This is a genomic window from Bradyrhizobium vignae, assembly GCF_900324035.1.
GTDB classification, from domain to species: Bacteria; Pseudomonadota; Alphaproteobacteria; order Rhizobiales; family Xanthobacteraceae; genus Bradyrhizobium; species Bradyrhizobium vignae.
The window spans coordinates 7,561,844-7,585,461 of the sequence record NZ_LS398110.1 but is presented as its reverse complement, the minus strand read 5'-3'; the positions used below and the strand labels follow the sequence as shown (position 1 = coordinate 7,585,461).

Annotated in this window: 24 protein-coding genes and 1 pseudogene; 13 read left to right on the top strand and 12 right to left on the bottom strand. The window is 64.4% G+C overall.

All coding sequences use genetic code 11. From position 1 onward, the window contains the following. Positions 1 to 9 precede the first annotated feature (9 nt). The 5 genes from BRAD3257_RS36470 to BRAD3257_RS36450 all read left to right on the top strand — a co-directional run bounded on the left by BRAD3257_RS36470 (position 10) and on the right by BRAD3257_RS36450 (position 5,724). The gene (locus BRAD3257_RS36470; RefSeq protein WP_122405854.1) at positions 10 to 279 is read left to right on the top strand and encodes a GlsB/YeaQ/YmgE family stress response membrane protein; all 270 of its coding nucleotides are present in this window, start codon (positions 10 to 12) and stop codon (positions 277 to 279) included. Between the two features lie 361 nt (positions 280 to 640). Next, complete coding sequence (locus BRAD3257_RS36465; protein ID WP_122405853.1) at positions 641 to 2,389, top strand: type I secretion system permease/ATPase; 1,749 nt, start codon at positions 641 to 643, stop codon at positions 2,387 to 2,389. A gap of 10 nt (positions 2,390 to 2,399) precedes the next feature. Continuing rightward, positions 2,400 to 3,734 (top strand): HlyD family type I secretion periplasmic adaptor subunit, encoded by a 1,335-nt coding sequence (locus tag BRAD3257_RS36460; protein ID WP_122405852.1) that lies wholly within the window; start codon positions 2,400 to 2,402, stop codon positions 3,732 to 3,734. Positions 3,735 to 3,898: 164 nt separating this feature from the next. Continuing rightward, entirely contained in the window at positions 3,899 to 5,368 is a 1,470-nt protein-coding gene (locus tag BRAD3257_RS36455) for an AMP nucleosidase (protein ID WP_162500469.1), read from the top strand. An 80-nt stretch (positions 5,369 to 5,448) separates the two neighbouring features. Further along, complete coding sequence (locus BRAD3257_RS36450; RefSeq protein ID WP_162500468.1) at positions 5,449 to 5,724, top strand: DUF1488 family protein; 276 nt, start codon at positions 5,449 to 5,451, stop codon at positions 5,722 to 5,724. Positions 5,725 to 5,999: 275 nt separating this feature from the next. Here the strand turns inward: BRAD3257_RS36450 and BRAD3257_RS36445 are convergent, their stop codons facing one another. After that, positions 6,000 to 6,482 carry a CinA family protein gene (locus BRAD3257_RS36445; RefSeq protein ID WP_122405851.1) on the bottom strand — a complete coding sequence of 161 codons (483 nt, stop codon included), beginning with the start codon at positions 6,480 to 6,482 and terminating at the stop codon, positions 6,000 to 6,002. A 144-nt stretch (positions 6,483 to 6,626) separates the two neighbouring features. Between BRAD3257_RS36445 and BRAD3257_RS36440 the strand changes: the two genes are divergently transcribed. From BRAD3257_RS36440 to BRAD3257_RS36430, 3 genes are read left to right on the top strand one after another with little or no spacing between them, the layout of a single operon-like run. After that, entirely contained in the window at positions 6,627 to 7,685 is a 1,059-nt protein-coding gene (locus BRAD3257_RS36440) for an amidohydrolase family protein (RefSeq protein ID WP_122405850.1), read from the top strand. 25 nt (positions 7,686 to 7,710) lie between these two features. Continuing rightward, on the top strand, positions 7,711 to 8,820 hold the full coding sequence (locus BRAD3257_RS36435; protein ID WP_122405849.1) for an amidohydrolase family protein: 1,110 nt from the start codon (positions 7,711 to 7,713) through the stop codon (positions 8,818 to 8,820). Continuing rightward, a complete protein-coding gene (locus BRAD3257_RS36430; protein ID WP_122405848.1) occupies positions 8,820 to 9,233 on the top strand; it encodes a Rieske (2Fe-2S) protein in 414 nt (137 codons plus the stop codon). The genes BRAD3257_RS36435 and BRAD3257_RS36430 overlap by 1 nt, the downstream gene beginning before the upstream one ends. A 63-nt stretch (positions 9,234 to 9,296) precedes the next feature. Here BRAD3257_RS36430 and BRAD3257_RS36425 read toward each other — a convergent pair whose 3' ends face one another. After that, positions 9,297 to 10,196 (bottom strand): transcriptional regulator GcvA, encoded by a 900-nt coding sequence (locus tag BRAD3257_RS36425; RefSeq protein ID WP_122405847.1) that lies wholly within the window; start codon positions 10,194 to 10,196, stop codon positions 9,297 to 9,299. Positions 10,197 to 10,306: 110 nt separating this feature from the next. Here BRAD3257_RS36425 and BRAD3257_RS36420 point away from each other — a divergent pair, with 110 nt between their 5' ends. Together BRAD3257_RS36420 and BRAD3257_RS36415 are read left to right on the top strand one after the other, a co-directional pair. Then, complete coding sequence (locus BRAD3257_RS36420; protein WP_122405846.1) at positions 10,307 to 10,510, top strand: DUF1127 domain-containing protein; 204 nt, start codon at positions 10,307 to 10,309, stop codon at positions 10,508 to 10,510. A gap of 67 nt (positions 10,511 to 10,577) precedes the next feature. Beyond that, on the top strand, positions 10,578 to 11,201 hold the full coding sequence (locus BRAD3257_RS36415) for a GNAT family N-acetyltransferase (RefSeq protein WP_122405845.1): 624 nt from the start codon (positions 10,578 to 10,580) through the stop codon (positions 11,199 to 11,201). Between the two features lie 57 nt (positions 11,202 to 11,258). Here BRAD3257_RS36415 and BRAD3257_RS41610 read toward each other — a convergent pair whose 3' ends face one another. The 3 genes from BRAD3257_RS41610 to BRAD3257_RS36400 all read right to left on the bottom strand — a co-directional run bounded on the left by BRAD3257_RS41610 (position 11,259) and on the right by BRAD3257_RS36400 (position 13,196). Further along, positions 11,259 to 11,420 carry an RNA polymerase sigma factor region1.1 domain-containing protein gene (locus BRAD3257_RS41610; RefSeq protein WP_283809977.1) on the bottom strand — a complete coding sequence of 54 codons (162 nt, stop codon included), beginning with the start codon at positions 11,418 to 11,420 and terminating at the stop codon, positions 11,259 to 11,261. Positions 11,421 to 11,539: 119 nt separating this feature from the next. Next, positions 11,540 to 12,370 (bottom strand): enoyl-CoA hydratase, encoded by an 831-nt coding sequence (locus BRAD3257_RS36405; RefSeq protein WP_122405843.1) that lies wholly within the window; start codon positions 12,368 to 12,370, stop codon positions 11,540 to 11,542. A gap of 124 nt (positions 12,371 to 12,494) precedes the next feature. Continuing rightward, complete coding sequence (locus BRAD3257_RS36400) at positions 12,495 to 13,196, bottom strand: SDR family oxidoreductase (protein WP_122405842.1); 702 nt, start codon at positions 13,194 to 13,196, stop codon at positions 12,495 to 12,497. 221 nt (positions 13,197 to 13,417) lie between these two features. Here BRAD3257_RS36400 and BRAD3257_RS36395 point away from each other — a divergent pair, with 221 nt between their 5' ends. Together BRAD3257_RS36395 and BRAD3257_RS36390 are read left to right on the top strand one after the other, a co-directional pair. Beyond that, positions 13,418 to 15,202 (top strand): acyl-CoA dehydrogenase family protein, encoded by a 1,785-nt coding sequence (locus tag BRAD3257_RS36395; protein WP_122405841.1) that lies wholly within the window; start codon positions 13,418 to 13,420, stop codon positions 15,200 to 15,202. 77 nt (positions 15,203 to 15,279) lie between these two features. Further along, positions 15,280 to 16,368, top strand: coding sequence for a Zn-dependent alcohol dehydrogenase (locus BRAD3257_RS36390; RefSeq protein ID WP_122405840.1), 1,089 nt, complete (start codon positions 15,280 to 15,282; stop codon positions 16,366 to 16,368). Positions 16,369 to 16,508: 140 nt separating this feature from the next. On the opposite strand, the pseudogene BRAD3257_RS36385 reads toward BRAD3257_RS36390, so the two are convergent. The 7 genes and pseudogenes from BRAD3257_RS36385 to BRAD3257_RS36355 all read right to left on the bottom strand — a co-directional run. Next, positions 16,509 to 17,105, bottom strand: a pseudogene (locus BRAD3257_RS36385) (amidase family protein); the annotation flags it as partial. Positions 17,106 to 17,113: 8 nt separating this feature from the next. Next, positions 17,114 to 18,085, bottom strand: a complete 972-nt coding sequence (gene mbfA / locus BRAD3257_RS36380) for an iron exporter MbfA (RefSeq protein ID WP_122405839.1) — start codon at positions 18,083 to 18,085, stop codon at positions 17,114 to 17,116. 67 nt (positions 18,086 to 18,152) lie between these two features. Beyond that, positions 18,153 to 19,301: an alpha/beta hydrolase gene (locus BRAD3257_RS36375; RefSeq protein ID WP_122406950.1), complete on the bottom strand. Its 1,149-nt coding sequence runs from the start codon at positions 19,299 to 19,301 to the stop codon at positions 18,153 to 18,155. A 117-nt stretch (positions 19,302 to 19,418) separates the two neighbouring features. Further along, on the bottom strand, positions 19,419 to 20,288 hold the full coding sequence (locus tag BRAD3257_RS36370) for an MBL fold metallo-hydrolase (protein WP_122405838.1): 870 nt from the start codon (positions 20,286 to 20,288) through the stop codon (positions 19,419 to 19,421). 14 nt (positions 20,289 to 20,302) lie between these two features. After that, complete coding sequence (locus BRAD3257_RS36365; protein ID WP_122405837.1) at positions 20,303 to 20,914, bottom strand: glutathione S-transferase family protein; 612 nt, start codon at positions 20,912 to 20,914, stop codon at positions 20,303 to 20,305. Positions 20,915 to 21,072: 158 nt separating this feature from the next. Next, positions 21,073 to 21,915, bottom strand: a complete 843-nt coding sequence (locus tag BRAD3257_RS36360) for a fumarylacetoacetate hydrolase family protein (RefSeq protein WP_122405836.1) — start codon at positions 21,913 to 21,915, stop codon at positions 21,073 to 21,075. A gap of 256 nt (positions 21,916 to 22,171) precedes the next feature. After that, positions 22,172 to 23,020 carry an MBL fold metallo-hydrolase gene (locus BRAD3257_RS36355; protein WP_162500467.1) on the bottom strand — a complete coding sequence of 283 codons (849 nt, stop codon included), beginning with the start codon at positions 23,018 to 23,020 and terminating at the stop codon, positions 22,172 to 22,174. 113 nt (positions 23,021 to 23,133) lie between these two features. Here BRAD3257_RS36355 and BRAD3257_RS36350 point away from each other — a divergent pair, with 113 nt between their 5' ends. Continuing rightward, positions 23,134 to 23,610, top strand: a complete 477-nt coding sequence (locus BRAD3257_RS36350; RefSeq protein ID WP_122405834.1) for a DUF3775 domain-containing protein — start codon at positions 23,134 to 23,136, stop codon at positions 23,608 to 23,610. The last annotated feature ends 8 nt before the right edge of the window (positions 23,611 to 23,618 follow it).

Sequence of the window (23,618 nt, the reverse complement as noted above, 5' to 3'; positions counted from 1 at the left end):
ACCTTACTTATGTACATTTCGAACGAAGGCCTGCTCGTCATCCTGTTCGTTGGCCTGGTCGCCGGCTGGCTTGCCGGCAAGGTGGTGCGGGGCGCCGGGTTCGGCATCATCGGCGACATCGTGGTCGGCGTCGCCGGCGCGCTGGTGGCGAGCTTGCTGTTTCCGAAGCTCGGCATTCGGCTCGGCACCGGCCTGGTCTCCGAGATCGTTTATTCCGCGATCGGCGCGGTCATCCTGCTGCTGGTGGTGCGGCTGGTGCGTGGCGGCGGCCGGCTCTAAAGCATGATCCGGAAAAGTGCGAAGCGGTTTTCCGGAAAGATCATGCGTAAACAACAAGCTAAAGCGCGATGACGATTCATCCAAATCTCATCGCGCTTTAGCCAGCCGCTCGGTTCGATCGGTCGGAACTTGTCGCCTCGCCAGAGTTGGGGAGGACGGCGGCCTCTGCACCAAAAAGCCGCAAAGCCTGTGAAATACCGGACTTGCGTGTGGGGCCGTCAGGGGTAGATGTGGTCCGTCAGGGTTCTGGATGAACTCGGCTGCGTTGGACGCAGAGCGAACGTGATGTTAATCCGGGGCGTGTACCCTGAATGCCCGTGAAATCAGGGGCTGTGGCCCCCACCTGAAAGAGATCAGACTGATGGCAGCCATCCCTGGCGTCCGCCGTTCGGAGCTCGGTGATGCCTTGCGCGCTTGTCGTACGGCATTCATCGGCGTCGGCCTGATGAGCTGCATGATCAACCTGCTCTACCTGACCGGGTCGATCTTCATGCTGGAGGTCTACGACCGGGTGCTGCCGAGCCGCAGCATTCCGACCCTGGTCGGCCTCATCATCCTCGCCAGCTTCCTCTATATGGCGCAGGGCGTGCTCGACATGATTCGCAACCGCATCCTGGGGCGGATCGGTACCTCGCTCGACGAGGCCCTCAACAAGCGCGTGTTCGACACCATCGTGCGCCTGCCGCTCCTGGTCGGCAGCCGCAACGAAGGCCTGCAGCCGCTGCGCGATCTCGACAATGTCCGCTCCTTCCTCGGCGGCATGGGCCCGAGCGCGTTCTTCGACCTGCCCTGGCTGCCGCTCTATCTCGCCATCTGCTTCGCCTTCCACGTCCTGATCGGCGTCACCGCTTTGGTCGGCGCCATCATCCTCGTCGGGCTGACACTGGTCACCGAGTTCATGTCCCGCCAGCCGGCGAAAGAGGCGATGGGTCTCGCCGCCCAGCGCAACGATCTCGCCCAGTCCAGCCGCCGCAACGCCGAAGTGATGGTTGCGATGGGCATGGCCGGCCGGATGAATCAGCGCTGGAGCGAGGCCAACGAAAAATATCTTACGGGCAATCAGCGTGCGAGCGACGTCGCCGGCGGTCTCGGCGCGGTCGCAAAAGTGTTGCGCATGATGCTGCAATCGGCCGTGCTCGCGGTCGGCGCCTATCTCGTCATCCACCAGGAGGCGACCGCCGGCATCATCATCGCCGGCTCGATCCTCTCCGCCCGCGCGCTGGCGCCGGTCGATCTTGCGATTGCGCACTGGAAATCCTTCGTCGCCGCGCGTCAGAGCTGGCAGCGCCTCACGCGTCTGCTGGAGCAGATGCCGGCGCAGACGATGCCCACCCAGCTGCAAGCGCCGACCAGCCGGCTCTCGGTCGAAGGCATCGCCATGGTGCCGCCGGGCGACCAGCGTCTCGTGGTGCAGGACATCACCTTCGCGCTCGCCGCGGGCAACGGCCTCGGCGTGATCGGCCCGAGCGGCTCCGGCAAGTCGTCATTGATCCGCGCGCTGGTCGGGGTCTGGCAGCCGGTGCGCGGCAAGGTGCGGCTCGACGGCGCGGCGCTCGATCAGTGGTCAAGCGACGTGCTCGGCCGCCATATCGGCTATCTGCCGCAGGACGTCGAATTGTTCGGCGGCACCATCGCGCAGAACATCAGCCGGTTCGATCCGGCGGCGACCTCTGAAGGCATCATCGCGGCTGCGAAAGAAGCCGGCGTGCATGAGATGATCATCAAGATGCGCGAGGGCTACAACACGCAAGTCGGCGAGCAGGGCGCCGCGCTATCGGCAGGCCAGGCGCAGCGCGTGGCGCTGGCGCGCGCGCTCTACGGCAACCCCTTCCTGATCGTGCTCGACGAGCCCAACTCCAATCTCGACACCGAGGGCGATGAGGCGCTGACCCGCGCCATCCGCTCAGCGCGCGAGCGCGGCGCGATCGTCGTCGTGGTGGCGCACCGTCCCATCGGCGTCGAGGCGGTCGACCAGATCCTGGTGCTGCGTGACGGCCGCATGCAGGCCTTCGGACCGAAGGAACAGGTCCTCGCCCAGGTGCTGCAGCCGCGCGTGACGCCGCCGGCACCGATCAAGATCGTCAGCGAAGGCGGAGTGGCCAAACCATGAGCACAAAGTCATGAGCACGATGGCCATCGGCGGCTCGAAGCCTGCCGCGAAGAAGACCGTGCGCGAGTCGATCAAGTTCCACCTGATGCTCGGTCTTGGGATCGTGCTGGTCCTCGTCGTAGGCCTCGGCGGCTGGGCCTCGACGGTGCTGATCTCGGGCGCGCTGATCGCGCCGGGTCAGATCGTGGTCGAATCCAACGTCAAGAAGGTGCAGCATCCGACCGGCGGTGTGGTCGGCGAGGTGCGCGCCCGCGACGGCGACCTGGTCAAGGCCGGCGACATCGTGGTGCGGCTCGACGACACCGTCACCAAGGCCAATCTTGCCATCGTCACCAAGAATCTCGACGCCGCGCAGGCGCGTGCGGCCCGATTGCAGGCCGAGCAGCGCGGTCTCGACAAGATCGAATTCCCGCAAAGCCTCCTTGAGCGCGCCGACGATCCCGACGTCAAGGCGCTGCTCGCCGCCGAAACCAAGCTGTTCGACGTCCGCGTCAACGGCCGCACCGGGCAGAAAGCCCAGCTGCGCGAGCGCATCACGCAGCTCAACGAGGAAATCGCCGGTCTCAGCGCCCAGGAGAAGGCCAAGGATCAGGAGATCGCGCTGGTGCAGAACGAGCTCACCGGCGTGCGCGAGCTCTACGACAAGCGTCTGGTGCAGATTTCGCGCCTAACCCAGCTCGAGCGCGATTCGGCCCGGCTCAATGGCGAGCGCGCGCAGTACATCGCCTCACGCGCCCAGGCCAAGGGCAAGATTACCGAGACCGAGCTCCAGATCATCCAGATCGACAAGGACGTGGTCAGCGAGGTCTCCAAGGACCTGCGCGAGACCAACGACAAGATCGGCGAGCTGATCGAGCGCAAGGTCGCTGCCGAAGACCAGCTCCGCCGCGTCGATATCCGCGCCCCGCAGGATGGCATGGTGCTGCAATCGACCGTGCACACGGTCGGCGGCGTCGTCACCGCGGGCGATACCCTGATGCTGATCGTGCCGCAGGCCGATGATCTTCAGGTCGAGGCCAAGGTCAATCCGGTCGACATCGACAAGCTCCAGATCGGTCAGAAGACACTGCTGCGCCTCTCCGCGTTCAACCAGCGCACCACGCCCGAGCTCAACGGCGTCGTCAGCCGCGTCTCGCCCGACGTCACCACCGACCAGCGCACCGGTCAAGGCTACTACACCATCCGCGTCTCGATGCCGCCCGAGGAGGTCGCCCGGCTCGGTGACGTCAAGCTGATTCCCGGCATGCCCGTGGAAGCCTTCGTCCAGACCGGCGACCGCACCATGTTGTCCTATCTGATGAAGCCGCTGCACGATCAGCTGATGCGCGCCTTCCGCGAGAAGTGACGCGCGACAGCGCGTCATCTTCCCTCGACATTGCGAGCGCAGCGAAGCAATCCAGCCTGTCTCCGCGGACAGATTTCTGGATTTGCTTCGATGCGCTCGCAATGATGACTTGGCTGTCAGTTTGCTATACTGCGATTGCAAACAGCAAACCCGGCGGTCGAACAATGCAATCCCCACCCTCCATCGCCACCGAATCCTTCTCCGATGCGTCCGCGGCCGTCGCGCGGCTCGAAGAGATCTACGAGCGCAATACTAGGTTCCTACGCGATCGTTTCGAAGCTTACGTCAATGGCGAGGCGATCACGTCGCGGGTCCGGGCCTATTATCCCTTCGTCCGTCTCACCACGGCGACGCATGCGCGGCTGGATTCGCGTCTCGCTTATGGCTTCGTCCATGGTCCCGGCGTGCACGAGACCAGCGTCACGCGGCCGGATCTGTTCCGCGCCTACCTCACCGAGCAGATCGGATTGCTGCTCCAGAACCACGCGGTGCCGGTCGAGATCGGCGAGTCCGCCGAGCCGATCCCGATCCACTTCGCCTATCGCCGCGACATCAACATCGAGGCCGCCATCACCACCGGCGAGAACTCCGCCGTCACGCGCTCGCTGCGCGATGCGTTCGATGTGCCCGATCTCGCGACGATGGACGATTCGATCGCCGACGGCACTTTCGAGCTCCAGCCGGGCGCGCCCGAGCCGCTGTCCCTATTCCGCGCCGCCCGGGTCGATTACTCGCTGCGCCGGCTCTATCACTACACCGGCACGGACCCTGAGTATTTCCAGAACTTCGTGATCTTCACCAACTACCAGTTCTATGTCGAGGCCTTCGTACAACTCTGCCAGCAGCGGCTTCAGTCCGGCGAGGCTGGTCTCGATGGCTTCGTCGCGCCCGGCAATGTGATCACATGCAGTGGCGGCGTCACCAGTGGGACGGCGCCGGAGCGCGCGCCGCAGATGCCGGCTTTCCATCTGATCGCGCCCGGCTATCGCGGCATTACCTTGATCAATATCGGCACCGGTCCATCCAATGCGCGCAACGTCACTGACCACGTCGCGGTGCTGAGGCCGCACGCCTGGTTGATGCTCGGCCATTGCGCGGGCCTGCGCAACACGCAGCGCCTCGGCGACTACGTGCTCGCGCACGGCTATGTGCGCGAGGATCACGTGCTCGATCGCGAGTTGCCGCTTTGGGTGCCGATCCCAGCGCTGGCCGAAATGCAGGTCGCGCTCGAGGAGGCGGTCGAGGATGTCACGGGGCTCGAAGGCTTCGAGCTCAAGCGCCTGATGCGCACCGGCACGGTGGCGAGCGTCGACAACCGCAACTGGGAGATATCCGGGCCCGACGTGATCCGCCGCCTGTCGCAATCGCGCGCGGTCGCGCTCGACATGGAATCGGCTGCCATCGCCGCCAACGGTTACCGCTTCCGTGTTCCCTACGGCACGCTGCTGTGCGTCTCCGACAAGCCGCTGCACGGCGAGATCAAGCTCGCCGGCATGGCCAGCGAGTTCTACCGCCGCCGTGTCGGTCAGCATCTCGAGATCGGCCTGAAGGCGCTGGAGCGACTGAAGCAGCAGGAATCCGAGCGACTGCATTCGCGCAAGCTTCGCAGTTTTGCCGAAGTCGCGTTCCAGTAGGAGCGAAGCTGCACTTTGCTGCTGACAATTGCAGCGATTTTCCGCATTGTCCGGTGGTGGGGCTCGACCGGGAAGACTTGATGCCGCTGACGCGCGACAAGATCATCGGCCATGACCTTGAACGGCTGGCCTTTCGCTTCACCATGCTCAATGACGGCGATGTGGTGCAGTGCCAGATCAGCGACGCCGCGATGGACGAGCTCGCGGGCATGCAGGGCACCGAAAGCAGTGCGCGGCAGGCGCAATTCCTGTCGCTGCGCGAGACCATCGAGCGGCTCGCGTCGGATCTCTACGACGAGGCGCCGCGGGTGAGGGGGCACGTGGTGCGGATCTTCACGCGGCATTTGGGGCGGTAGCTGCTGCTATCGCTCCATGGTCGGCTGTCATCGCTCCTCACTCTCGGTGTCATGCCCCGGCTTGCCGCCTTAGCTAAAGCTTCGGCGGCCGAGCACTCTTGTGGCCCCGACGTAGCCTTGGCGGAGCCGGGACCGGGGCATCCAGTACGCCGCGGCCCACCAATTCAATCACAACCGCCTCGGAGTACTGGACCGCCCGGGCTGAACAACAAGCCGGGCGATGACCGTAGTGTTGGTGGCGAGGCTATCCCGGCTCATTTCATCCGCACAGCAACTCACCCCTCGAGCTTCCGCAGCAACAGCTTCAGCGCGGTCGCCGCAAACACCTGCATGTTCGCGAACCGGTCATTGCTATCAGTTTCCAGCGTCATCACCTCTGACGCAGGGCCCGCAACCGCCATGCAGCTATGGCCGGCGGCATCGCCGTAGCGGTTGCCGGTGGGCCCGGCGGCGCCTGTCTCAGACAGGCCCCAGTCGCAGCCAAAGCGGCTCCGCATCTGTTCGGCGAGGAGTTTGGCGTAGGGCTCCGATGAGGAGCGAAAGCCCTTCATTCCTTCGTCCGAAATATCCATCAGCACGCGCCTGGCATCGCGCGTGTAGACCACGGCGCCGCCGAGGTAATAGGCGGAGGCGCCGGGCACCGCGAGCAGGCTGGCCGAGATCAGGCCGCCGGCTGACGATTCCGCAACCGCAATGGTCTGTTTGCGCGCCATCAGTTGGGCCGCGACCTGTTGCGCGATGCCGACGAGTTCTTTCATCTCTGGTACCCCATTCCTTCGCAACCGAGCTCAGCCTTCCTAGCATATGACAGGATGATTGGCCGAGTTGCGGGCGACGGGCAGGCCTGCTTGAATGGCGGGTGCAAGAAGCGACATGCAAGGAAACGTGAGAAGGGAGACGTGATGGCGTCCCTGATTGCCGGCGGCATCGATTGCGACGTGCATCCGGCCGTGCCGCATCTGACCAGCCTGCTGCCATACCTGAACGATTATTGGCGCGATCAGGTGACGACGCGCGGCATGGTCGACCTCGTCTCGCAATCCTATCCGCAGAACTCGCCGATCACGGCGCGGCCGGACTGGCGGCCGGAGACCGGCAAACCCGGCGAGAGTCTGGAGACCATGCAGCGCCATGTGCTCGATCCCTTCCAGCTCAGCTACGCCATCTGCAATCCACTGTACGGCGTGCAGATGGTGTTCTCCGAGGACATGCAGGCCGCCTTCTGCCGCGCGCTGAACGATTGGCTGGCGAAGGAATGGCTCGATCGCGACGCGCGGCTGCGCGGCTCCATCGTGATTCCCACGCAAAGCGTCGAGAAGGCGGTCGCCGAGATCGAGCGCTGCGCCCAGGACAAACGCTTCGTGCAAGTGCTCATGCTGGTGATGGGCGACACGCCGCTGGGCAAGCGAGCGCTGTGGCCGATCTATGAGGCTGCGGAACGACTGGAACTTGCCGTCGGCATCCACGCCGGTTCCGCCTATCACAATCCGCCGACCGCCGTGGGCTGGGGCTCCTATCACATCGAGGATTATGTCGGGCAGGCCCAGGCGTTTCAGACCCAGCTCACCAGCCTGATCGTCGAGGGCGTGTTCGCCAAATATGCGCGGCTGAAAATGGTGATGCTGGAGTCCGGCGTCTCCTGGATCGCGCCCTATCTCTGGCGCCTGCACAAGTTCTGGCGCGGGGTGCGGATGGAGACACCGTGGGTCGATCGTGCGCCGCTGGAGATTGTGCGCAGCAACATCCGCTTCTCGTTACAGCCATTTGATGCGCCGCCGGAACCTGAGACATTAATTCGCCTGTTTGAGCATATGCAGTCCGACGAATTGGTCCTATTCTCCACGGACTATCCGCACTGGCAGTTCGACGGCCAGGACGCGCTGCCCGAAGGTCTGTCCCCCGATCTCGTGCGCAAGATCATGATCGACAATCCCCATGCAACCTACCCCCGCCTGACGTGAGCCCGCTGCCAAAGGAGGCAAGGCGATGAATATCCAGTTCCGCGAGAGCCAAGAAGCCGCTTCCCCACTGACCGTAAGAACCGCGATCGCGGACTGCGACATCCATCCGGCACGCGCCACCCGCACCGAGCTCTATCCCTATCTCGCCAAACGCTGGCAGCATCACCTCGAAGTCTACGGCGTCCACGCCTATCAGGGCATGATGGAAGGCCCGCCCTATCCCAAGGCCCAGCCCAACGCCTCGCGCCGCGATGCCTATCCGCCGGAAGGCGGTCCGCAGGGCTCCTCGCTGTCCTTCATGCAGAAGCAATTGCTCGATCCCAACAATGTGCAGCTTGGGGTGCTCAATCCGCTCAACACCGGACAGGGCATCCGCAATCACGAGCTCTCGGCAGCGTTGTGCTCGGCGATCAACGACTGGCAGATCGATAAATGGACCAGCAAGGACAAGCGGCTGAAGGCATCCATCGTCGTCGGTAATGAGGATGGGCTGTCGGCCGCCGCCGAAATCCGCGAGCGCGCCGGCGACAAGAACTTCGTGCAGGTGCTGCTGCTCAGCCGCAACGTCGAGCCGCTCGGCCAGCGCCGTTACTGGCCGATCTATCAGGCCGCGGAAGAGGCGGGCCTTCCCGTCGGCGTGCACGCCTTCGGCTTCGGCGGCAATCCCATCACGCCGTCGGGCTGGCCGTCGTATTATATCGAGGAGATGGTCGGCCACTCGCAATGCCAGCAATCGGCGCTGGCGAGTATCGTGCTCGAAGGCGTGTTCGAGCGCTTCCCGAAACTGAAGATGGTGATGATCGAGGCCGGCTTCGGCTGGGCGCCGTCGCTTTGCTGGCGCCTCGATAAGGCTTGGCAGCGCCTGCGCAGCGAGGTGCCGCATGTGAAGCGGCCGCCGTCGGAATATATCCGCGAGCAGGTGTGGTGGACGACGCAGCCGATGGAGGATCCGGAGCGGCGCGAGGATCTGTTCGACCTCATCAAATGGATCGGCTGGGACAAGTTGCTGTTCGCAACCGACTATCCGCATTGGGACTACGACGAGCCGTCGCGCGTCTTGCCGGCCGGCGTCAGCGAGGCCAATCGAGAGGCGTTCTATCTCGGCAATGCGAAGAAGCTCTACGGCATTTCCTGATGGCAAGACACGTCATTGCGCCGGTGGACGAGCTTCCGCCCGGCACGCGAAAATTCCTGGAGATCGACGGACGGCCGATCGCGGTCTTCAACATCAAGGGCGAATATTTCGGCCTGATGAACCGCTGCCCGCATCAGGGCGCGGCGCTGTGCGAGGGGCCGCTGATCGGGCTGGCGCAGTCAAAGAATCCCGGCGAGATCGAGTACACGAAACTCGGCGAGATCATTCGCTGCCCCTGGCACGGCTGGGAGTTCGACATCCGCACCGGACAATCCTACTGCGACCCTCGCCGGTTCCGCGTGAAGGCCTATCCGGCCAATGTCGAGCCGGGCGCGAGCGTGGTGAAGGGACCGTATGTTGCCGAGACTGTTACGGTCAGCATCGAGAGCGATTATGTGGTGGTGGAGCTGTGAGCTGCCGCACGGCAGGTGCGCTCCCTCGCCTTCTCTTAGTCTTAGGGGGATAAATCGCGTCCTTCAGGCTTTGTTCTGCGCAGCCGCGAGCACCCATTGCCGGAACGCGGCAAGCTTCGGCGCCTCGCGGCGGCCCTCCGGCGCGACCAGGTAGAACCCGGCATCGGCCGGCAGCGCGATCTTGAAGGGGACCACCAGCCGGCCCTTGGCGATGTCGTCCTGGACGTAAGAGGTCCGCCCCATCGCGACGCCGATGCCGTCGATCGCGGCCTGGATGGTCATGAAGATCATGTCGAAGGTGATGCCAGGCTGCCTCGCGATGTCGGCCGGCAGGCCCGCCGCGGTCAGCCACAGCCGCCAGTCGTCGCTGTTGGCATTGGATGTGTGCAGCAGCGGATGGTTGCGCAGATCCTCGGGCCGGCGCAGCGGTTTGTCGCCGCGCAGCAGTGACGGGCTGCACACCGGAAACAGCTCGTCCGCCATCAGCCATTCGGCGCGCACGCCCGGCCACTGGCCGCGGCCATAGCGGATCGCGGCATCGACATTGTCGCGCTGGAAATCGACGAGGCTGGTCGAGGTGGTGATGCGCACGTCGATGCCGGGATGCTGCTCCTGGAAATCGGTCAGCCGCGGCAGCAGCCATTTTGCCGCGAGCGAGGCCAGCGTCGAGACCGTCAGCACCTTGTCGTCGTCCTTGCGCAGCAGCCGGTCGGTCGCAAGGCGGAGATCGTTGAAGGCGGCGCGCACGCCCGGCAAATAGTCGCGCGCCTCCGGTGTCAGCGCCAGCGCGCGGTTCTGCCGGATGAACAGGCGGATGCCGAGCTCCTCCTCCAGCCTGCGAATCTGATGGCTAATCGCGGTCTGGGTCACGTTCAACTCGCTGGCGGCCAGCGTGAAGCTGAGATGGCGCGCAGCGGCCTCGAACGCCCGCAATCCGTTCAGGGATGGCAATCTGGCAGTCATTTGGCAGCAGGATGCATGACGTTATTTCATGCGAAAAGGTACAAATTGTCGTTTGTCGCAGCGCAGAAGGAGGCAGATATTAGCAATCAACTTAGCTCCAGGAGCTGAAAATGTCTACGTTGACCGACAATTCGATGACAAATCATCATGCACTCGGGCTGCTCTACCAGATCGGCGAGACCCTTCACGTCTGGCACGAGCGCTACCGAACCCGGCGCGAACTGACCCACTGGACCGCCCGCGACCTCCATGACGTCGGGCTGTCCTGGTCCGACATCGCCTACGAGGCCGACAAACCCTTCTGGCGGGCCTGATTGGCCGCCAGGCCGGCGCCGCCTGTCTGTGGGGCGCCGGCGGTCCCTTTTCCGCATGGCGTGTGTCATGAGCACCCTTCGCCTCGAAGACCTCAAGCAATATTCCGACGTGATGCGCACCCGACACGGTGAGCGGCTCGATCTCCGCTTCGTCGAGCCGCGCGACACTGACGAGCTGCAGCACTATTTCCGTTCGCTCTCGACCCACTCCCGCTACAACCGCTTCTTCGGCGCCGTCAGCGAATTGCCGAAAGGCCTGCTGCGAGATTTCCTCGAGGTCGGCGAGCGCGATCGTTTCACCATCGTGGCGACGATGATGGTTGACGGCTTCGAGACCATCGTGGCCGAAGCGCGCTATGCCTTCCATACCGAGACCGCGACGCTCGAGTTCGGCCTCTCGGTCGATGATCGCTGGCACGGCCACGGCATCGCCACCGCGCTGATGAAGAATCTCGAATGCCGCGCCGCCGCGCTCGGCGCCGAGCACATGTTCGGCGACACGTTGCGCTCCAACGAGGCCATGGTCTCGCTCGCGCGCAAATCCGGCTTCGCCTTCGTCAACCATCCCGACGACTGGAAGCTGGTGCGCTTCGACAAGGAGATCAGCGTTGGCCCGAAAGAGATCCCTTGCGCGAGCTGGCGCCTCGCCGCCCTTTCCCGTCAGGCCGACAACCCCTCAGCCTCGGCCTGACAACACTCCGAGCCCGGCCTGGCCCAGCCAGAGCCGGGCATTTTTTTCGAGACGAACTCAATCGTATCCCGCAAGAGCGCCGACCCATTCCTCTGCAATCCAGATGCCCCGTTCGCTCGAAGCGGTGAGTATCGCCTCGATGTCTTCAGGTTCCGCCTTGGCCGACGGTATCAACTCGTTCAAGTGATGGAACGTGACATAGCCCGTCTTCTCCGCCAGGACGGCGGATGACCCCAGAGATATCCATTCAGCGCTCCTTGAAATAGGGTACCTGCTATGAAGTAGGGTACCTGCTATATGGAGTCAGCTGATAGTCGGGGTTGCTCGGAGGACCAATCCTACTTCCCCGTGAATACCGCCTTGCGCTTCTCGATGAAGGCCTGAACCGCTTCCTTGTGGTCGGCGGTCGTGGTGAGGCGGACCAGCCGTTCGGCTTCGTGGTCGCGCGCGGTCTCGAAGTCGAACAGCAAGGCCTCGTCGAGATTGTCCTTCATGTAGCGCAGCGCGAGGCGTGGGCCTTCGGCGAGCGATTTGGCCAGCGCGAACGCCTCAGTCTGCAATTTGTCATCGGGCACGACGCGGTTGACGAGGCCGATCGCTTCGGCGCGTGCGGCATCGACACGGTCGCCGGTGAACATCAATTCGCGCGCCCGCGCGGTGCCGACGAGGCGGGTGAGCAGCCAGGCGATGCCGTAATCGCCTGACAGCGCGATGCGGGCGTAGCCGGTGGCGACGAAGGCCGATTGCGCGGCGATGCGAATGTCGCAGGCCATGGCGATGGCGAGGCCGGCGCCGACCGCGGGGCCGGGCAGGGCGGCGATCGTCGGCTTGCGCACCGACACCAGCGCTCCGGTCAGCAGCCTCTGCCGCTCCTGCAGATCGGCGACCTTGTCGTCAAAGGACATGTCGAGCTTTGCCCTGTCGCGATGCGCGCCCATGCCCTTGACGTTGCCGCCGGCACAAAACGCTTCGCCCGCGCCAGTCAGCAGCAGCGCGCCGACATCAGGATTCTCGCCGCAGCTCCGGATCATGCTGCGCAGCGCCGGCGTGAGCGCGTCCGACAGCGCGTTGCGCGCTTCCGGCCGGTTCAGCGTGATAATCGCGACGCGGTCGCGGATGACGCAGAGCAACTCGTTGGTGCCGGTGTCGATGGTGGTTTCCGTGGTCATTGATCCTCCCTGCCGTCATTGCGAGCGAAGCGAAGCAATCCAGAAATGTATCCGCGGAGACAGCCCTGGATGCTTCGTCGCAAGGGCTCCTCGCAATGACGGTTGTTGTGGCGACGTTATCGCCTCAAAAATTCTCCACCCACGGCCGCAGCTCCAGCTCCCAGCTCCAGGCGCTGCGCGGCTGCTGCAACACGTTCCAATAGCTGTACGCGATCGCACCGGGATCGAGCATCGAGTCGGGCTTGTCGTCCGGTTCGGTGCGCGCCGCGCTCCTAATTCCGCCGTCGATGACGAAATGCGCGACATGGATGCCCTGCGGCGACAGTTCGCGCGCCATGCTCTGCGCGAGGCCGCGCAGCGCGAACTTGCCCATCGCGAACGGGGCCGACTGCGCATAACCTTTGACGCTGGCGGAGGCGCCGGTGAACAGGATCGCGCCGTGCTTGTTCGGCAGCATGCGTTTGGCCGCCTGCTGCGCCACGAGGAAACCGCCATAGGCGCTGACCGCGATCGCCTGCGCGACGTCGGCCGGGACGAGGTCGATGAACGGCCCGCGCGTGCGGCCGCTGGCGTTGTAGACGACGAGGTCGGGCGTGCCGATCTCGCGTTCGACGAGGCCGAACAGCCGCTCCACCTCGTCAGGCTCGGTGGCGTTGCAGGCATAGGCCTTGGCCCCGATCTCGGTGCAGAGCGCGCCGAGCTTCTCGATCCTTCGCGCGGCGAGCGCGACGCGGATGCCTTGCGCTGCAAGCAGGCGCGCCAGCGATGCGCTCAGGCCTTCGCCGGCGCCGACGATGAGGGCGATCTTGTATTTCGGATGTTCCATGGCGTGATCTCTCAGGACGGGGAGCCGTTGATCTATGCATGGCCCGCGCGAACAACCAGCCAGAGCGCCCACAATTCCGCAGGGCGAATTGCTCCCTCGCCACGGTCATGCCGCCCTGACGATTTGCGGCTTTATCGGCGTCCGCCTCTGGAGCATGATCGACATCATCCCAAGCGGCAAGCGCAAAGAATTGCCGTCGGGCGGAAACGACGAGGACGATCATGCACAAACCGGCCACAGCGCAGCCACAAAATGTCGCGGCCGCACCATCCGGCCTGCTGGCGCCCGATACGTCAGGCATGAATTTCTACCGCGCCGATCCGGCGCTGGCGGACCTCTTGCGCATCCATCTGCCGGATAATCTGTTCCGCCATATCGAGCCGCATCTCGACCGCCTCGGCGAACTCGCCGGCGGCCATCTCGACGAATGCGCGCGGCTGGCCGACCGGCACACGCCCATCCTGCATCAGCGCGACAAGTTCGGGCGCGACGTGCAATGGATCGAATATCACCCGGCCTACCGCGAGTTGGAAAAGGCTGCATTCGGTGAGTTCGGCATCCACGCGCTCTCGATCCGCAAGGGCATCATGGGCTGGCCAGACAAATATCCCGTCGTCGCCAAGCATGCTTTCACCTTCCTGTTCAACCAGACCGAATTCGGCATGGGCTGTCCGATCAACGTCACTGACGGCTGCGCGAAGCTGCTCGCAAATTTCGGCAGCGAGGCGCTGAAGGCGAAATATTTGGACGGCCTGACCTCGACCGACATGAGCAAGCTGACCCAGGGCGGCCAGTTCATGACGGAGAAGGAGGGCGGCTCCGACGTCGGCACGCTGACCACGCGCGCGGTGCAGGAGGGCGATCATTGGCGTCTCTACGGCGAGAAATGGTTCTGCTCGAACGCCGATGCTGAGGTCGTGATGCTGCTGGCGCGCCCCGAAGGTGCCGGCCCCGGCACGCGCGGCGTCGGCCTGTTCCTGATGCCGCGCTTCCTCGATGACGGTGCGCAGAACCAATACCGGATCGTGCGCCTCAAGGACAAGCTCGGCACGCGCTCGATGGCGTCAGGCGAGATCAAGCTCGAAGGCGCGATCGCCTATGCCGTCGGCAAGCTCGACCGCGGCTTCGTGCAGATGGCCGAGATGGTGAACTCGTCGCGGCTCTCCAACGGGGTCAAATCGGCCGCGCTGATGCGCCGCGCCTATCATGACGCGATGACGGTGGCGACCAACCGCGTCGTATTCGGTCGGCGCATCATCGATCTGCCTCTCGGGCGGCGGCAAATGATGAAGATCATGCTGCCGGTCGAGCAGGCGCTGTCGATGAGCTTTCTCACCGCGGACGCGCTAGACCGCGCCGAAGCCGGAAGCCAGGACGCGGCGGCGCTGCTGCGTATCCTGACCCCGACGCTGAAGTTCCGTGCCACGCGTGACGCGCGAAAGGTCTGCGGCGATGCGCTCGAGATGCGCGGCGGCATCGGCTACATCGAGGAATTCGCCACCGCCCGCCTGCTGCGCGATGCCCATCTCGGCTCGGTCTGGGAAGGCACCGGCAACATCGTCGCAATCGATGCGCTGCGACGCGCCGTGGGCCGTCACGGCGCGGAGTCCGCGCTTGCTGCCGATCTGCACGCCCGGCTCGACGACAGCGTCTCCGTGCCGCAGGCCTGGCGCGACCATCTGCGCGGCCTCACAGATCGCGCGGTCGGCTTCGCACGCGAGGTCGCGGGCAGGTCCGAGAACGAGGCTGATGCGCGCCGCGCCACCAGCCTGCTCTATCATGTTGCAAGCGCCGTCGCGCTCGCCTGCGAGGCGCATCGCATCCACGAGAGGCGCGGCGATGCGCGCCGACTGCTGCTGTCACGCCTCGTCATTGACCATCGGGTTTCGCCGAGCGACCCGTTCCGGCTGACGGAAAATGCAGCGCAGACGAAGATCGCCGAACTGCTGCTCAGCGATCGCGCAGGTGGCATGAGCGAGGTTGGCGAGCTGGTTCTGGCAGCGTAGGCTCTCCGTCCACCTCTCCCCATGGGAGAGGTGGAGTCCCTGCAAGGCAACGAAATCATAACAACGAGGAAACACCGATGAAGGCCGCCGTCCTCTACGAAGTCAACAAGCCGCTCGTCATCGAGGACATCAGCCTGCCGAAGCCGGGTCCGCGCGAGGTTCTGATCCGCACCGCCGTCGCCGGCCTCTGCCACTCCGATCTGCACTTCATGGAAGGGCTCTATCCGCATCCGCTGCCTGCGGTGCTCGGGCACGAATCCGCCGGCGTGGTCGAGCAGGTCGGCTCGGACGTCACTTACGTCAAGCCGGGCGACCATGTCGTGACTTGCCTGTCCGTGTTCTGCGGCACCTGCGACAACTGCACCACGGGCCGGACCGTGCTCTGCACCGACACCACGGTCAAGATGATGCCGGGTGTCTCGAACCGGATGCAATGGTCGAAGCCGGAAAAGCTGCACCAGTTCCTCAATCTCTCCTCCTTCGCCGAGCAGATGCTGGTGCACGAGAACGCCATCGTCAAAATCAGGAAGGAGATGCCGCTGGATCTCGCCGCACTGATCGGCTGCGGTGTCATCACCGGCTACGGCGCGGTCGTGAACACCGCGAAGGTGACGGCCGGCGAGACCGTGGCGGTGATCGGCTGTGGCGGCGTCGGCATGGCCGCGATCAACGGCGCACAGATCGCCGGCGCCGGCCGCATCATCGCCATCGACACCAATCCGGCCAAGCTCCAGCTCGCGACCAAGCTGGGGGCGACCGACATCATCAACCCGGCGGACGGCGATGTCGTGAAGCAGGTGCGCGATCTCACCAATGGCGGCGTGCATCATTCCTTCGAGGTGCTCGGCCGCAAGGAGACCGCCGAGCAGGCTTTTGCGATGCTCGCCTCCGGCGGCACCGCAACGATCGTCGGCATGATCCCGTTCGGACAGAAGATCGAGCTGCACGGCTTCGACTTCCTGCGCGAGCGCAAGATCCAGGGCTCCTCGATGGGCTCGAACCACTTTCGCGTCGACATGCCGCGCCTGGTCGATTTCTACTTGCGCGGCCGGCTGCACCTCGAGGACTGGATCTCGGCCAAGCTGAAGCTGAACGAGATCAACGAGGGCTTTGCCAGCATGAAAGCCGGCAAGACGCTGCGCAGCGTGATCGTGTTCGATAGCTGAGGGGCGCGCGGAGCGCGAACCCGGAATCTCGAAATTGTTCTGCTCCGTCATTGCGAGGAGCTCTTGCGACGAAGCAAATCCAGACTGTCGACTCGGAAAGATGCTGGATTGCTGCGCTTCGCTCGCAATGACGATCAAGGCTAATCGTCAAATAATGGCGGCGGTTCGAACCCGCCAAATTCGCGCTCGATCAGCTCGGCGAGCTTGAGGGGCGTGCGGTCCTCGAGGAAGGGGCCGACGATCTGCACGCCGACCGGCAGGCCGTCTTTCGACAGGCCGAGCGGAACGGCGGTCGCAGGCAGGCCCGGAAGCGTCGCAACGCCCGGCCAGGCAAGCTGGTCGGAATAAGGGTAGTCTTTGCCGTCGATGCTGATGCGTCGCAGGCGCTGTTCCGGCAAATGATCATGCGGAAAGGCCGGTGTCGGCATGATCGGCAAGATCACCGCGTCGAAGCTGTTGAACAGCGCGCGCCATTGCGCACGCAGGCCGGCGCGGCTACCTGCGTCGAGCACCCAGGCGCGGTGGCTCGCGGTGATGCCGCGCAGTCGTTCGGCGCCGAGGCTCCGGTCCTCCGGCGACAGCCGGCTCGCCCGTGCCTGCGCATCCGCCAGCGCGTCGGGAGGTAAGAACGCGCCGAGGAAGCCCAGCAGCATGCGCATGTAAAGCCACGACGTCTCCGCGAAGTCCGGGAGCAGCGCGCTCTCGCGCGCGACGGTGACGCCGGCCCTCGCAAGATCGGAGAGGCCTACGCCGCCCCGATCAATATCCCCACTGCCAGCACGATGGCGCCGCCGAGCACGATCTGGAATACGGCCTGGAGGAACGGCGTGTCCATGTAGCGCGAGCGGATGAAGGCGATCGCCCACAACTCGAAGAACACGACGACGCAGGCGATTCCGGTCGCGATCCAGAATGCGTTCGCCCAGCTGTCGGGCACGAGATAGGGCGCGGTGTGGCCGAGCCCGCCGAGCGTCGTCATTGCGCCGCAGGTGATGCCGCGCAGCCAGGGCGAGCCGCGCCCCGTGAGCGAGCCGTCGTCGGACAAGGCTTCCGCAAATCCCATGCTGATGCCGGCACCGATCGAGGCGGCGAGGCCGACGAGGAACGTCTGCCAGTTCTGGTGCGTGGCGAACGCGGCCGCGAACAGCGGCGCCAGCGTGGAGACCGAGCCGTCCATCAGGCCGGCGAGGCCCGGCTGCACATATTGCAGCACGAACATCCGCCGGCGCGTGCGGTCTTCCTCCGCGCGCACGTCGGGCTTGAGGATTTCGCCGGTCAGCCGTGCGGCGGTGTGCTCATGGCTCTTCTCGGCTTCGGCGAGATCGCCAAGCAGCCGGCGCACGTTGACGTCCTCGGCCTGCTCGGCGGCTTTCGCATAGAAGCGCTCGGCCTCGAGCTCCATGGTCTCGACTTCCCTGCGGATGGTGTCGAGCGGCAGGTTCTTGGTCAGCCAGATCGGGCGGCGGCGCAGAAAACCCTTGACGTCCTCGCGGCGGATCGGCGGCAGGTGCTGCCCGAAGCGCTGCTCATACATTTCCAGCAGCATGTGACGGTGGCCGCGCTCCTCCTCGGCCATCTGCTCGAACAGCTTTGCCGAGTCGGGATAGCGCTCCTTCAGATCCTCGGCAAAGGTCATGTAGATGCGGCTGTCCTCCTCCTCGGAGGAGATCGCGACCGCCAGCACCTCGCGCTCGGTCAGATCGGCAAAATTCTTCACGGCGGCCCTGTTTCAATTGTTTAGAATTATTCTAAACTATATAGGACGCCACCGTTTCCGGGTCAAATCAGGCCGTGCCGGCCTTTGCGAGAAAGTCGAGCAGCAACCGGCTCACCTCGGCCGGCTGTTCCTGCTGCACCCAATGGCCGGCGCCGTCGACGAGATGGCAGCCGAGCATCTTCGTGCACGCGCGCCCCTGCATCGTCTCGAACACGCCGGGACGCTGGTAAGTGCCCCAATCCTGCTTGCCCGAGATGAAGCAGGAGGGCACGTCGATGCTGCGGCCCGAGAACAGCTGCATCTCGTTGTTGAGCATGCCCGACGTGCCGTAGCGATACCATTGCAGCCCGCCCTGGAATCCGGTGCGGCTGTATTCGGCGCTGTAATAGGCGAGATCGCTGTCCGGCAGCCATTGGTTGGCGGCGACCGCGGCCGGCGACGGCATTTCCTTGGCGACGGTCTCGGCCATGGTCTCGCCGAGGTCCATCACGTAATAGGTCGGCAGCTTTGCGAGCTCGTCCGCCGACCACGACTTCAGCGGATAAGGCTTATTGTCGGCCCAGTCCGCGCTCTTGTGATGATAATAGGCGCGCAGGAAATCATGCACGCCCTGCGGCGCCCGGTGCATGTCGGCGTTCGCCTCGCGCGTCGAGTAGTACCATTGATAGTGTTTTCGCGGCCGCGGCAGCGCGGCGAGCTCGCGATGCACGGGATCTTCGAGCGCAGGCTTGCGCGGGCCATCGACCGTGTCGAACGGCAATGGCGGCGCGCCGCCGAACGGCGCGCTCATCAGCGTCACCGAGCGAAACACATCCGGCCTTATCAGCGCACACCACGCCGCGACCGGGCTGCCGAAATCATGACCGGCCAGGTCGACCTGCCTGTAACCGAACGCTGACACCAGTGAAAGCGCGTCGCGCACGAGGTTCGGAAGCGAGAACGGCGTAAGATCACCGTCATAGTCCGCGGACCATCCGGTGGTGCGGCCATAGCCGCGCTGGTCGGGCGCGAGCACGTGGTAGCCGGCGGCGGCCAGCGCCGGCATCACCTTGCGCCAGGAGAAGGCGAGCTCGGGAAAGCCGTGCAGCAGCAGGACGCAGGGACGGTCCCTGGTTTCGAAGCCGGCCTCGAGCACATGCATGCGCAGGCCGTTGATGTCGTCGACATAACGCGAGCGGATGCCGGCGGGAAGGGGAATGTCGGGCAGATCGGCCATGATTGCTTCCTCGTCATGGCCGGGCTTGTTCCGGCCATCCACGTCCTTCGTCGCCATCGATTGTAAGAACGTGGATGCCCGGGACAAGCCCGGGCATGACCGAAAAGAAAGGTCGCCTTAAACCGCCACGCAGACGAACCCGTTGCCCTTGCGCCTGATCTTGCCGACCGACGGCGAGGGGAAATGCGCGGTGCAGCACAGCGTGTCGCTGTCGCAATAGCGCTCCAGGAAGCTGCGGCGCGTTTTCGCCGCCGCGTCCGGATCGACGTCGAACTTGATCGAGAGCTCCGGATAGTGCGTCTGCAACGGCGAATGCATGAGATCGCCGGAGAATACCGCGTCGTCCTTGCCGCGGCCCATCGTGAAGGCGACGTGACCGGGCGTGTGGCCCGGCGTCGGCAGGATGCGGACGTGGTCGCCGATCGCATGGTCGTTGCCGACGAGCTCATGGCGTCCCGCCTCCACGACCGGCAGCACGCTATCGGCGAAAGGGGGGATCTCCGCCTTCGCATTCTGTGCGGACCAGTGATCGAACTCCTGCTTCGCGAAGATGTAGCGCGCCTTCGGGAAGGTCGGGACCCAGCGACCGTTCTCCAGCCGCGTGTTCCAGCCGACGTGATCGACATGCAGATGCGTGCACATCACGAAGTCGATGTCATCGACCGAGAACCCCGCGGCGTTGAGAGCACGCAAATACGTGTCGTCGGTCTTCATGTTCCATTTCGGCCGCTGCGGCCGCGGCTTGTCGTTGCCGATGCAGCTGTCGATCAAAATGGTGTGGTGCGGCGTCTTCACCACATAGGACTGGAAGCACAGCAGCAGCACATCCTGCTGGTCCAGCGCCTTCGCTTCGCGCATCCATGCCCGGTTCTCGGCCAGCACTTCGCCCGTCAGCCCCGGCAGCATCTCAAGCGCCGGGACGAACGAGGTTTCCTGCTCGATGACACGATGGATGGTGAGATCGCCGACCGAGTATGTGAGGCTCATGAGAACTCCTGCGACTACGCCGGAGGCGGCACCGAAATCTTCATGGAGGGCCGCTCCAGCATCTTCTGGTGGAAGGCGTCGAGCTTGGGATAGGCCTTGCGCCAGCCGCAATCGGCGAAGCGGAAGTCGGCATAGCCGAGCACGCAAACGAGGCCGATCTGCGAGATGTCGAACGGGCCGTTCAGCACCTCCGGCATGTTCTCGAAGCGCGCCATGCCGGTCCAGGCCCTGTTCCAATGATCGTCCGACCAGGCCTGCCATTGCAGGCCCTGCGGCCGCACCATCTTCTCGTAGCGGCACAGCAGCATGGAATCGAGCATGCCGTTGATCAGCGAGTGGTTGGTCTTGGCCTTCCAGCGCCGCGGGCCGTAGTCCGGGACCAGGCTGCCGCCGGCCAGCTCGTTGAGATATTCGACGATGACATAGGAGTCCAAGATCACGTCGCCGTCGTTTGTGATCAACACCGGCAGCTTCTTCAGCGGCGTGATGCGCGAATAGTCCTCGTTGGCGGTGCCCGGCGCGACGGTGGCCGGCACGAGCTCGATCTTGTCGATCAGCCCGAGCTCGATCGCGGCGATCCGCACCTTGCGCGCAAAGGGCGAGGCGGGGGAGAAGGTGAGTTTCATGAGGACTATTCCCTGCAATCGATCTTTTGCGAACGGTGTCTCCTCCGTCATGGCCGGGCTTGACCCGGCCATCCACGCGTCGCGGTGTGGTCAGACTGCGAGACGTGGATGCCCGGGTCAAGCCCGGGCATGACGACGGAGTGTGATGCGCGTGCGGCCTACGCCGCCACGATCTCCTGGCGCTGCTCGCCGAGGCCCTCGATGCCGAGCGTGACGACATCGCCGACATTGAGGAAGGTCGGCGGCTTCATGCCGAGGCCGACGCCGGGCGGGGTGCCCGTCGTGATGATATCGCCGGGCAGCAGCGTCATGAACTGCGACACATAGGAGATGCACTTGGCCATGGAGAAGATCATGGTCTTGGTCGAGCCGGTCTGGCGGCGCTGGCCATTGACGTCGAGCCACATCGACAGGTTCTGCACGTCCTTGATCTCGTCCTTGGTGGCGAGCCACGGCCCGAGTGGCCCGAACGTGTCGTGCGACTTGCCCTTGGTCCACTGGCCCAGGCGCTCGATCTGGAATGCGCGCTCGGAGACGTCGTTGCAGACGCAATAGCCGGCGACATGGTTGAGCGCATCGGCTTCCGAGACGTACTTCGCACGGGTGCCGATGATGGCGGCGATCTCGACCTCCCAGTCGAGCTTGGTCGAGCCACGCGGCTTCTCGACCGGATCGTTCGGGCCGGACAGCGAGGTGTTGGCTTTCATGAAGATGATCGGCTCGCTCGGGATCTCTGCGCCCGTCTCCTTGGCATGGTCGCTGTAATTGAGGCCGATCGCCACGAATTTGGAGATGCCGGTGACGGGCGCACCGAGCCGCGGCTTGCCGGAGACGGAGGGCAGCGAGGCGGGATCGAGTGCCGCCAGCTTCTTCAGGGACTCAGGCGAATAGGCCTCGCCGGTGAGGTCCTTCACATGCGCCGACAGGTCGCGCAACTGGCCGGATCTGTCGATCAGGCCGGGTTTTTCCGCACCCTTCTCGCCATAACGAACAAGCTTCATTCTCGTTTCTCCCTGGAGATTGGACCGATCGGTTAATAGCTTCATGGAACAGGGCGGCAGGAAATTCAACCGCTCATAACGGGCCGTATTGCAGGCTTCTGGATTCGATGGGTGCGATCGTGTCCCGGACGCGGTGCAGCGTGCAACGCTGCTCCGCAGAGCCGGGATCCAGATCACTTGTGCCCGATTTGGCGCGGTATGGACCCCGGCTCAGCAGCGCATCACTTCGTGCTGCGCAGCGTCCAGGGCATGAGACCTACGCCAGCGCCACAAACCTGAACGCGTCCCCGTCGCGCCGGATGTGCCCGGCCGCGAAATGCCCGCCGATCACCAGCGTCGGCGTGTCGGCGAAGCGGCCGAACAGCGCTGCCCGCGTCTTGGCAGACTGCGCCCGGTCGGAATCGGCGGTCGAGGACCAGTCGAGATGCGCCATCTGGCAGGGATGATGGGCGACATCGCCGGTGAGCAGGCCCTGTTCGCCCTCAGACTGGATCAGGACACTCATGTGGCCGGGGCTGTGGCCCGGGGTCGGGACAACGCTGATCTCCTCACAGAGCCGGTGGTCGCTCGGAATCAAATCGGCCCTGTCAGCATCGACGATCGGCTGCACGGAATCGCCGAACACGGCCTGCTTGTCCGGCTCCGTCGAATGGTCGCGCCAGTATTCGTATTCGGTCTTGCCGAAAACGTAGCGCGCCGTCGGGAAAGTCGGCACCCATTTGCCGCCGGACCATCTCGTGTTCCAGCCGACGTGATCGACGTGAAGATGCGTGCACAGCACGGTATCGATGCTGTCGGGCGGAAAGCCGGCCGCCGTCATCGTCTCCAGAAATGGCGTGCTGCGGTTGTTCCAGGTCGGGACGTTGCGCCCCTGCTTGTCGTTGCCTAGGCCGGTATCGACCACGATACGCCTGCCGGGCGTCTCCACCACCAGCGAATGGATCGACATTTTCAGCCGGCCTTCTTCAGTTGCGAAATGCGGGATCAACCAGGGCAGCTTGCGGATTTCCTCGTTGCTCGCGAGCGGCAGAATGAAGCGGGTCGAGCCGACCGTCTCCAATTCCACAACTTTGGTGATTTTGACCCTGCCAACCTTCCACCGCATCCGGCACCTTCCCGTGTTCTTGCTTTGGCGCCGAAAGATGCGGCTTTCCGCCATCAAGCGCAATGGATCATCTGGCGCAATGCGGCGTTATCGCGGGAACCGGAGGAGGAGCCATGCCAGAGCTTGCAATATCCGCCGACAAGGTCGCCTTCATCATCGAGAAGGCACGCGAATTCGACGTCAAGGAGGCGGGCTCCGATCCGGATTCCGGCTCCAACCCGAGCGATGACGATGCGGTCGATGTCCTCGATGACGATGGCTCCGACCCCGTCATCCAAGAACTCGGAAGCTTCATGATCGCTTTGAATGAGGACGAGCAGCTCGATCTCGTCGCGCTGACCTGGCTCGGTCGCGGCGACGGCACGATCGAGGATTGGGACGATCTGCGGGCCCGCGCCGTCGAGGCGCGAGGGGAGTATCGCAGCCCGCGTCGCGAAACGGTGCACTATCTGCTTGGCGAGCCGATGCTGGGCGACCTGCTCGCCAATGGGCTCGACGAATTCGGCATCGACTGGACCGGCGAGCGCCTCACCGCCGATTCCTCCGATCCCAGCGCGCGGGACGAGGACGAATCGACGAAGCGGCGGTGACCAATATC